The sequence below is a fragment of the Neisseria sp. GT4A_CT1 genome (assembly GCF_000227275.1).
Taxonomy (GTDB): domain Bacteria; phylum Pseudomonadota; class Gammaproteobacteria; order Burkholderiales; family Neisseriaceae; genus Neisseria.
This window is the reverse complement of record NZ_JH164966.1, coordinates 268,652-278,717: the sequence shown is the minus strand read 5'-3', so window position 1 is coordinate 278,717 and position 10,066 is coordinate 268,652. Positions and strand designations below refer to the sequence as shown.

10 protein-coding genes are annotated in these 10,066 nt (G+C 52.7%); 1 reads left to right on the top strand and 9 read right to left on the bottom strand.

Annotation, left to right across the window (positions count from 1 at the left end; genetic code table 11):
• Window positions 1-4: 4 nt before the first annotated feature.
• The 8 genes from HMPREF1028_RS06045 to HMPREF1028_RS06010 form a co-directional block, all read right to left on the bottom strand.
• Window positions 5-355 carry a helix-turn-helix domain-containing protein gene (locus HMPREF1028_RS06045; RefSeq protein WP_009311899.1) on the bottom strand — a complete coding sequence of 117 codons (351 nt, stop codon included), beginning with the start codon at window positions 353-355 and terminating at the stop codon, window positions 5-7.
• 110 nt (window positions 356-465) lie between these two features.
• Complete coding sequence (gene cls, locus HMPREF1028_RS06040) at window positions 466-1,959, bottom strand: cardiolipin synthase (RefSeq protein WP_009311897.1); 1,494 nt, start codon at window positions 1,957-1,959, stop codon at window positions 466-468.
• A gap of 383 nt (window positions 1,960-2,342) precedes the next feature.
• Complete coding sequence (locus tag HMPREF1028_RS06035) at window positions 2,343-2,933, bottom strand: phosphatase PAP2 family protein (protein ID WP_003762923.1); 591 nt, start codon at window positions 2,931-2,933, stop codon at window positions 2,343-2,345.
• 399 nt (window positions 2,934-3,332) lie between these two features.
• The gene (gene hemE / locus HMPREF1028_RS06030; RefSeq protein WP_009311894.1) at window positions 3,333-4,394 is read right to left on the bottom strand and encodes a uroporphyrinogen decarboxylase; all 1,062 of its coding nucleotides are present in this window, start codon (window positions 4,392-4,394) and stop codon (window positions 3,333-3,335) included.
• Window positions 4,395-4,548: 154 nt separating this feature from the next.
• A complete protein-coding gene (locus tag HMPREF1028_RS06025) occupies window positions 4,549-4,989 on the bottom strand; it encodes a hypothetical protein (protein ID WP_009311893.1) in 441 nt (146 codons plus the stop codon).
• A gap of 32 nt (window positions 4,990-5,021) precedes the next feature.
• Window positions 5,022-6,245: a heme biosynthesis HemY N-terminal domain-containing protein gene (locus HMPREF1028_RS06020; RefSeq protein WP_009311890.1), complete on the bottom strand. Its 1,224-nt coding sequence runs from the start codon at window positions 6,243-6,245 to the stop codon at window positions 5,022-5,024.
• Window positions 6,242-7,774 carry a uroporphyrinogen-III C-methyltransferase gene (locus HMPREF1028_RS06015; protein ID WP_009311888.1) on the bottom strand — a complete coding sequence of 511 codons (1,533 nt, stop codon included), beginning with the start codon at window positions 7,772-7,774 and terminating at the stop codon, window positions 6,242-6,244. The genes HMPREF1028_RS06020 and HMPREF1028_RS06015 overlap by 4 nt, the downstream gene beginning before the upstream one ends.
• A complete protein-coding gene (locus HMPREF1028_RS06010; protein ID WP_009311887.1) occupies window positions 7,761-8,492 on the bottom strand; it encodes a uroporphyrinogen-III synthase in 732 nt (243 codons plus the stop codon). Before HMPREF1028_RS06010 ends, HMPREF1028_RS06015 begins: the two co-directional genes overlap by 14 nt.
• Before the next feature lie 167 nt (window positions 8,493-8,659).
• Here HMPREF1028_RS06010 and HMPREF1028_RS06005 point away from each other — a divergent pair, with 167 nt between their 5' ends.
• Window positions 8,660-9,100, top strand: a complete 441-nt coding sequence (locus HMPREF1028_RS06005; protein WP_232203807.1) for a hypothetical protein — start codon at window positions 8,660-8,662, stop codon at window positions 9,098-9,100.
• A gap of 196 nt (window positions 9,101-9,296) precedes the next feature.
• Here HMPREF1028_RS06005 and HMPREF1028_RS06000 read toward each other — a convergent pair whose 3' ends face one another.
• Window positions 9,297-10,043, bottom strand: a complete 747-nt coding sequence (locus HMPREF1028_RS06000) for a thermonuclease family protein (protein ID WP_009311885.1) — start codon at window positions 10,041-10,043, stop codon at window positions 9,297-9,299.
• Window positions 10,044-10,066: the final 23 nt, after the last annotated feature.

Genomic DNA, 10,066 nt, shown 5'->3' with positions numbered 1-10,066 from the left:
GCCCTCAGTGTTTGGACGGTTTGGCTTTGTCCTTTTCGGTCTGTTTTTGGCTGAGGGCTTTTAACTCCTTTAGGTAGGCGACCTTTGCGCGCATATAGCACAACTCTTCGATAAGCTCTGCCTGTGTTTTTTCGTGGTCGGGTTTATCTGCGATGAAGGGGTTTTTGCGGTGTTGGGGCATGGTTTTGGATTGGGGATGTTCGAGTGCGCCGATACCGCCTTCTTGATAGGCGCGTATCCATCGTCTCAGGTGGGTTCGGGAAATGCCGTAGTGGTCTGCGGTACGCTGTTGGCTGCGTATATGCAGGTAGTGGAGTACGGCTTGGTATTTGAAGTGTAATGTATATTTGCTCATAAAAAAACTGCACCTTGTGAGTTGGAGGGGATGTCCAACTTTTGGGGTGCAGTTCAAAGGTTTCCAAGCTTTTCAGACGACCTTTGGTCTTGTGTGAACGGTAAGCCTGCCTATAACAGTGGACTCATCAGGCGGACGGTGTTTTCTATCAGCCCGCGGAATTTGGAGCGTTGCTGCCATGCTTTGACGGTGATGTAGCTGCTGTTTTTGAGGTAGTCGCGTTGGAGGTTGCAGATTTGTTTGGTGATGTCGCGGTCGTAGATGGCGAGGCTGATTTCGAGGTTGAGGAAGAAGCTGCGCATGTCCATGTTGACCGTGCCGAAGAGGGCGTAGTCTTCGTCTATGGTCATGGTTTTGGCGTGCAGCAGCCCGCCTTCGAACATGGCGATTTTGACGCCTGCGTCGAGCAGCATGGGGTAGTAGGCGCGGGAGGCGTAGCGCACCATGAAGGAATCGACTTTGGCAGGCAGGATCAGGGTAACTTTGACGCCGCGTTTGGCGGCGATGGTCAATGCCATCAGGAGGGGTTCATCGGGGACGAAATAGGGGGTGGTGATGGTGATTTGTTTAGTGGCGGCGTAAATCGCGCTGATGATGGTTTCGTAAATGACGTGGCTGCCCTGTTCTGGCGCGGAGGGGATGACTTGGGCGACGATGTCGCCCTGCTGCATTTTTTCGGGAAGGATTTCGGGAATGCGCTCTTGCGCCTGCGTCAGATATTGCTGCACGCTTTCGAGGTTTTCGTCGGTTTCGACGGCAAGGTCGGCAAAGAAGACGGCGGAGAGTTCGAGTACCAGTGGGCCGGTGCAGCGCATCATGACGTCCACCCATTCGCCGACGCCGGAATCTTTTTTGAAGAAGCGGGGATCAACGAGGTTGAAGCTGCCGGTGTAGCCGATTTTGCTGTCGATGACGAGGATTTTGCGGTGATTGCGCAGGTCGGTGCGGGTAAAGAAGGTGCGCCAGACGCCGACGGGCAAGGAGGCGTGGACTTCTATGCCGGCTTCGCGCAGGGTTTCTACCCAGCCGCTGTCGAAAAAGCGGCTGCTGCCGACGGCGTCGGCGAGGATGGCGCAATCCAAACCTCTGTCGGCGGCGGCGAGGAGTTCGTTTAACAGTTCTTCTATCCTGCCTTCGGGTTCGATGATGTAGAAGGCGAGCATGCAGGAATGGCGGGCGGCGCGGATGTCGGCAAGCATGGTGTCGATGATTTCATCGGTGGTGGACAGCAGCGTCATGGCGTTGTTGCGCGTGGCGCCGAGTCCCGTTCCGCTCGCAGCGACTTTGCTGATGCCGTGATAACGGGATTTGACTTTGTCGCCGATATCAAGGTAAAGGTTAGACAGGTAAGTTTCGACGAAACCTTGATAAAAACGGTTCATCTCGTCCGTACGCTTTGCACGCGCCGTGCCGAGCCGCGGCTCGCCGATAAGCAGGTAGGCGATGGTGCCGAAGACGGGGAAAAGGAAGAGGATAATCAGCCAGGCAAACGTGGAGCCGATGTTTTTTTGTTTGTACAACACGCGCAAGACGCAGCCGAGCGCGGCGCAGGTGTGGGCGAAAATGAAGATTTCTGTCCAGGTGATGTCTTTTAGAAAAGTCATGTTCGATAGGCGGTGGAGGAATGGCGGGAGCAGATGTATAGTGGATTAACTAAATCAGGACAAGGCGACGAAGCCGCAGACAGTACAGATAGTACGGAACCGATTCACTTGGTGCTTCAGCACCTTAGAGAATCGTTCTCTTTGAGCTAAGGCGAGGTAACGCAGTATTGGTTTAAAGTTAATCCACTATATTTTTGAGTCTGACTGGTTTGAGGCGGTAAGGTTCAGATGGTGAGTATATACAAAGGTCGTCTGAAAAACGAGTTGACACCGATAAGCGGGTGTTTTTCGTTTTCAGACGACCTTTTGAGTTTTGTTTTAGCGAAACTCGCTTCGCTCGTTTTCAGACGACCTTTTAGGTTTTTTTATTAGGATTGGGTGCGTCAAAGCACTAAAAGATACAGCCAGTAGGCAAAGCCGCCCAATGCAGCGCCTGCGGGCAGGTCAATCAGGTAGTGCTGTTTGGTAAAGATGCAGGACAGGGCAATCAATACGGGAAAGAGGAACGCGGCGGCACCCAAAGTCGGCAGCGCGTGCAGGGCGGTCAGCATGGCGACGGAAACGTGCATACTGGGGAAGCAGTTGCTGGCTTGGTCGAATTTTTGAACAAACTGTAAAAACCATTCGGACGGTGTTTTACCGGTATTGATGCTGCGCCAATGCGGCGGGGTGGAAACGGGAAACAGCCAGAAGAACAGCATTTGCATAAACAGCAACATCAGGAAGCTGAACGCCATCATGTTGAAATGGCGGTGGTCGGTGGCGATGATGTTGAGGTAGAGGATGGCGGGGTAGTAAAGAAAGCTGTATATCCACGACCAACGCGGGCGGAAAGGGATTTTTTCGTCTATCGGGGAATTCCAAACGATCTCTTTGCGCAAAGGGTGGCGCTGGGTATAAAAGTAAAACTGATAAGCGCCGATAATCATCACTCCGCTCAATATCAGATTGACGAAATAGTCTTGAAAGTTCATGTGTGTGTTCCTAGAGGAGTTGTCAACATTCAATAGTTTCCGTGTCTTTTTATCCTCAAAGCAGCATCTTCCGCGTTGGATATCCTCGCAAGGTGTCCAACCTTGTTGCGGCTTCCGCCTCGAATCTTCCGCTTTGTGAACAAAAATCCACTGGGGAAATTAAATGTTGACAGCCCCTAAAAAGATGGATTTTATTGGAATTGGGAAGGTAATTTTGAAAGAACGTTATCATACCCACCTTTTGAAATATGTGAAATCAATCTGATTTGATTTCGGTAAATATGCAGTCAGTTAAATAGAAAATGTCTGATTTTTACATTTCATCCAAATAAAAGGTCGTCTGAAAACCAAACCGATAAGCAGTTTTGGTTTTCAGACGACCTTTTACGTTACGCTCAATCAAGCGTGATATTGGCGCGACAGTTCGTGTACGGTATCGACTAAGATTTTGGCGTGTTCGGGGTCGGCGTGTTGGTTGATGCCGTGTCCGAGGTTGAAGACATGGCCGCTGCCGTTTCCGTAGTCGGCAAGGATGCGCGCGACTTCGGTGCGGATGGATTGGGGTGTGCCAAAGAGGGCAAACGGGTCGAAGTTGCCTTGCAGGGCGACTTGGTTGCCGACGCGGCGGCGTGCTTCGCCGATGTTGCACGTCCAGTCCAAGCCCAATGCGTCTGCGCCGATTTCCGCCATGCCCTCCAGCCACAGCCCGCCGCCTTTGGCAAACACGATAACGGGAACGCGTCTGCCTTCGCTTTCGCGTTTCAATCCGGCAACGATTTGGCGGATGTATTTGAGGCTGAATTCTTTAAACGCCGCATCGCTCAGGACGCCGCCCCAAGTGTCGAAAATCTGCACGGCCTGCGCGCCCGCGTCGATTTGGGCGTTGAGGTAGGCGGTAACGGCTTGGGCGTTGGTGTCGAGGATTTTGTGCAGCAAATCGGGGCGCGAGTACATCATGGTTTTGATGGTGCGGAATTCTTTGCTGCTGCCGCCTTCGACCATATAGCAGGCGAGCGTGAACGGGCTGCCGGAGAAGCCGATCAACGGTACGCGGCCGTCCAGCGCTTTGCGGATGGAGCCGACGGCGTCGAAGACGTATTGCAGCTTTTCCATATCGGGAACTTGCAGCTTGGCAATGTCGGCTTCGTGTTGCAAGGCGCGTTCGAATTTCGGGCCTTCGCCTTCGGCAAAATACAGTCCCAAGCCCATTGCGTCGGGGACGGTCAGGATGTCGGAGAATAGAATCGCCGCATCCAAATCGAAGCGGTCTAAGGGCTGGATGGTCACTTCGGTCGCTAATTCGGTGTTTTTACACAAATCGAGAAAGCTGCCCGCTTTCGCGCGCGTGGCTTTGTATTCGGGCAGATAACGCCCCGCCTGACGCATCATCCAAATCGGCGTGTATTCGACGGGCTGTTTGAGCAGGGCGCGGAGGAAGGTGTCGTTTTTCAAAGAGGTCATGTGGGACTTTCGGTTTGTTTGTAAAACGGGGAAGGAAAACGGTTTTCAGACGACCTTTGCGGCGGTTTCCGCAATGAAAGGTCGTCTGAAAAAGGGAGGGACGAGCACATTTGCCTAGGTAATCATCAGTAGATGATTAAACGGCAGCAGGTTTTCATGGGGTTTCAATGGTGCGTTTATCTTCGATATGGATAACTTTGAGTTCTTCAGCATCACAATCGCGATGAGAGCGCCCTTCGATACCGATTTTGAAATCTTCATCCAATCCTTCTTCTTTTAGGATTAGCGTAAAAATTTCGGGATGATGGCATGAAACGGCATATCCATCGCCGCTATCTAAAGTGATAATGCCAAAATCTGCAGATGGTGTTCCTATTTGAACCTTGCCCCATTTGCTTAATATCTCTTTAGCCTGTTTCGCCAGATCTTTTTCCGGTTCAAGTAAAATGACGCAAGTACCATTTTCAAAGAGCACCCAAGATTTTTCGTTTCCATTAATGCTCTTTTTCCAAACATCAATTAACTTTTGGCTATAAGTAGGCGTTCCAATTTCAAATATTTCTTTCTTTTCCTTAAAGGAATCTGAAGGTCCCATCAAATTCTCCCAGATAAAGATATTTCCCAAACTCAGCTATGCTGCTCCAATGCTGCGTGGCGTTCGTCATCGGAGACGGCTTCCAAAACCAATTTCCGCTGTTCCTGAGCTTTTTGCGGTTGTCCGGTTTCGTCGAGTACGCGTGCCAGCATGAGGCGGGCGGCGATGCTCGGTTGCAGGGCGATGCTGGCTTCGAGGTAACTTTGTGCCTTGCCCCACAGGCTGCGGCCGTAGGCAAGCTGTCCGAGGTACATCAAGAGCGGTGCGTCGTCGGGTTTGTCTTTCAGCCAAGAATCGGCAAGGTCGATGGCTTTTTGCTGGCCGCGTTCGTTGAAGAAGCGGACGCTTTCGACGAAGGCTTCCAAAAGTTCGGGGCGGCGGTTTTGCGGGTAGTATTGGCGCACCCATTTGACGGCTTCGGTATAGAGTCCGAGACGCTCGTATTTTTCGGCAATGGCGACACACAATTCGTCCGCTTTGAGTGCTTCGGGAATGCGCTTCAGACAGGTTTTCAGACCGGCTGCGTCTGATGCTTCAGCCAACAGGCGGCGGTATGCCCAGCTTTGGTATTGTTCCGCTTCAAAATCGTTAATCGCGCCGACTTTCATCAATTTTTCGGATTTCGCCAACACGTCTTCTGCATCGCCGTGGTCAAAGGCATAACGCAGTTGCAGGCGGGCGAGGCGGGACAGGTTGGGATGGATGCGCGCGGCAGCGTTCAGATTTTCCAGGGCAGTCGGATAATCGCGGCGGCCGAGTGCGGACTCTGCCAACAACAGATAGCGGGAAAGCTGCTGTTTGTTCGGCAGTTTTTCAATGTCTTTCAGGTAGTGGTCGCGCAGTTCGAAGTTTTCCATTTGGTCGGCGGCGTGCGCGCCCAGCATCAACGCGAGATTGCGGTTGTCGCCGGCTTCTTTGTTTTCCAATACTTTGGCGGCTTCCTGCTCCGCTTTTTCAAAGCGGCCTTCAAAAAACGCCAAACCTGCGCTGTTCAAAGCGACGGCTGCCTGACGGCCTTTACGCGCCGTACCGAAACGCTGCATACGGGCGGGGATGTTCATCAGACCGACGATGAATTTGATCAGGAAATACAGGGTAACGACAAACAGGACCAGCCCTAAGATAAAGGCGTGCAGGTTGACCCGCATCATGACCTGTCCGACGACGATATAGACATTACCTGTGTAAATACCGGAAGTTAGGACGATACCGACTGCGGCGGCGAATAAAACGACAATCCAGACGACGGCTTTCATGCACGGCCTCCTTTGGTCTCAGCATCGGCGGCAGGGCGGCTTTGTTTCTCAGGAGCCGCTTTCTTTTCCGGCTCGGAAATGTTTTGCGGTTTGGCCTCGGAAGGCAGCGCCGGAGCTTCTAAAGGCTTCGCGTCTGTTTGGGCGGAAGGGGCGGATTTCTGCGCAGGAGCGGGTCTTGCTTTGGCAGGATGGGCAGCCCTTGGAGACGGTGCGGTTTTCGGTGCGGAAGCAGTTTCATTCACCTGAGAGGCGGCTTGAGGAGCGGCAGCTTCGGACGCGGCGGAGGGCAGGGGCGCGGACGCGGCGGTCGTTACGGGTTCGGGCAGCGCGACCGGAGTACGCGTACCGTCTTGATAGGCGCGGATTGCGCTGAGGCTGGCTTTCAAGCTGTCGTCTGAAATCATGCGCACATCCAGCGCTTTCAATTCGGACAACTCTTTCAGCCATGCCTGTGTTGCGGGCGATTTGCCGTCAAAGTATTGCTTGACCGCGGCTTCGACGTAGTTCAAATCGCTTTGATAAACCTCGCCGTTGTGCTGCATCAGCGCGGTACGCGCATCCAAAAGGCGCAGGCGCAGGTTTTCGCGGACGAAATACGCCTGTTCGGGCGACAGCAGCATCGCGTCTTTATTGTCGAGTCGGCGGACTTCCACCAGCCCTTTCAGTGCAACCAAAGATTTATCCCAAGTATTTTGCCACCAAGAGCCTGAAGATGCGCCGTTGCTTTGCGCCTGTTCGCCCGGCTGCAATACGCCGTCCAACACCAGCGGCAGGCCGGAAACGGCGGTTTCCAAACGGTCGAGGCGCAGCGCCGTGCCGGAAATATCGACATACGGACGGTTTTTCAATGCCGCCAAATCATGGCTGACGGCTTGTTTGATGGGCAGCAGCTCGGGCTGGTCGAAACGGCTCAGGCGGCCGTCGATATGTTCCAACACCGCCGCCGCGCCTTGTACGTTGCCCGACAGCAGCAGTTGCTGCGAGGCGAGGTTCAACATGGTTTCCGCTTCGTCAACCAGCCAGTTGACGCGCCCTTTGGTCAGCTCCTGATACGCTTTTTGCGTCAACAGGATTTGTTCGCTGTTTGCCATTTGGGCTTTGCCCAAGCGCTCCAATTCGGCTTGGATGGCGGTTTGGCGGTTTAAATGGTCTTTCAGGAGTAAAGCGTTTTCAGATTCGCCCAAGGCGGCTTTATCGAGCTTTTGGTTAAACGAAAGCTCTTGGTTTTTCAAGACGTTTTGTCCTTGCACAAACAAAAAGCCGCTTGCGCCCAAACCCAGCAGCGCCAGCACCAGCGCGCCTACCGCCAGCCCTCTGCCGCCGGATTGTTTGATGATGACGGGGGCGGGTTGGTTTTGGGGAAGATTTTTAGATTCAGACATGTGTGTTCCTGCGTATTCGGAGGTTTTAGGCTGCTTGGCCTTTTTCGGAGCCGCTGTTTCAGACGACCCCGCGTTGCCCTGACTGTCGACGATAATCGGCCGACCGGCTTCGTTTGCTTCGGATGGATTGTCTTCAGACCGGCTCATCGGTTTGCTCCTTAGGAAATGATGAAAGTGCCGCTTTCAGAGAAGCGACGACCCGTATGTGGCGCGCACCCGCCTCGCGAAGCGCGTCGGCTATGCGCGGATGATGGGTGAAGTATAACAAGGATTCGAAGAATCGGGAAAATTGCGGCGGAACCTGCGCAAACAGCCCGCGCACCAGTTCGCCCGAAGCGATAAAGGCAGCATCAATGGACTCGGTATCAAAATCCTGCCAATTCAATTCATTAGGTCGTCTGAAATACACTTCCGCGATTTCCACCGCAAAGTCTTTTTTCTTTAACGACTCTGCCAAAAAATCGCGCCCGCCGCGTCCGCGCACAATCAATATGCGTGCGCCTTGCGGCAGCGTATCCCAAACCGGCAGCCGCAACACCGCCTCGCTGTCGTTGCTTTCTTGCGGCACAGACACATTTTTTGCGCCGCAGCGTTCCAAAGCACGACCGCTTGCCTGACCGACCGCAATCTGAACCTTCAGGTCGTCTGAAAAATCCACATACGGCACAGCGGTTTCGATGGCTGTCGGACTGACCCAAAACACCGCATCCGCATGGGAAAACTGTTCTTTCAAGCCGCGCAACGCCGCTTCGTCAGGCTCGATTTCAACCGGACTCAACACCCGCGCGCGCCAGCCTGCCTGCGAACAGGTGCGCACATCATCTCCCGCGCGTGCGGACGGACGGACAATCAGCATGACAGGCATTTCAGACGACCTCTTTATAGGATGGATAATGGGGTGATGACGTTTAAATCGGTTTGAAAAAGCATATCCAATGGATATAATTCTTTTTGTATTTTTACGGCTGAACCCTGCCAAGTCAATACTGAGTATGGTTTCAATAGGGTATTGGACGGTAGGCAGGATAGGATTTGATTTTAGGAAAACATAATATGAACAAAATAGCGACAATACTTTTCGCTGCGTTACTGGTTCCGTCTGTCTCTTTTGCAAGCGGAGACAATGCCGCCAAGATCCGTTTGGTGAAGAAGATTTATCAAGAGGCAAGCCGCGATGATGAATCGGGCGTGAAGATTTTGAACCGATATGCCGATGATTCTTTGAAAAAAGCCATCCGTACCGCTTCTCGGTCGGAGGATTTGTGTATTGAGGCCGATCCGATATGGAACAGTCAGGATCCTGAAACCGAAGTCAAGGTCAGCGTGTCTGCCTTGCCCAACGGCAAAATTCGTGTCGGCTTCAAACAATGGGGGCATCCGACCAAAGTAGATTATTCGGTCAGCTGCTCTGGAAATGTCTGCAAAGTGACGGATGTCGATCATCTCAAACGGACTTGGCTGCAATGCCGTTAGTTTTTTAGATTCATTAAAAGGTCGTCTGAAAATATTTTTCAGACGACCTTTTTTATACTGGGAGCTGTCGAGATTCAATAGTTTCCGTTGCGTTGGAAATCCTCGCAAGGTATCCAACCTTGTTGCAGTTTCCGCCTTGAATCTTCCGCTTTATGAACAAATTCCACTTGGAAAATTAAATGTCGAGAGCCACCGGTTACCAAATGCCAAACCATTGTCCGCCTGATTCTTGACGGCTGTCGTTGTGCCCGCCGTTTTGCCTTTCGCGCTCTTCGCGGCGGAAGTCCCACGGGGCTTGGGGATTTTTACCGCTCCACAACCCTTTGCGTTTTTGTTTCGCCTGTTTTTGGGCGGCGGCGTAGTCGGTGTAGGCGGTTTTACTTTGTTGTTTTTTGGCGTAGCTGTCGTAATGCCATGCCGCTCCGTCGCGGAGTTGCATGAGGTTCAAATCGGTCGTCCCGACGGAAACTTGCGCGACTTCGCGTTGGTAGCGGTCTGTTTCAAATACGCGTACCTTCACCTTTTTGCCGTCGGCGGCGTCAATCAAGTTGTCCCGCGAACGTGTGCCGTATGCCTGATTGATTTCGGGCGCGTCGATATACGCCATGCGGATTTTGTGTTTCGCGCCGTCTTCGTCGATAACGTGGAGGGTGTCGCCGTCGTGGATTTTGGAGATTTTGCCGTGATAGGTATGGGGAGTGGTGGAATTGCGTTTTTGAGTGTGCGGACGGCTTTGGTGTGCATTATTTTCAGACGACCCTGATTTGACGGTTTCTGATAATAATGCGCCGAAGGCTTCCATGCCGAGATGGCTGCTGCCTGTGAGCGCAGAAGCGAATTGCACGCCGGAGCGGATGATTTCGGTATCGCGCGAGCTGTAACCCAATGCACCCAAGACGGACAAAACCACGGGAAGCCATTTTAAGATTGTTTTGGTTTTCATAAGGTTGACGGTGGTTTGTTTGA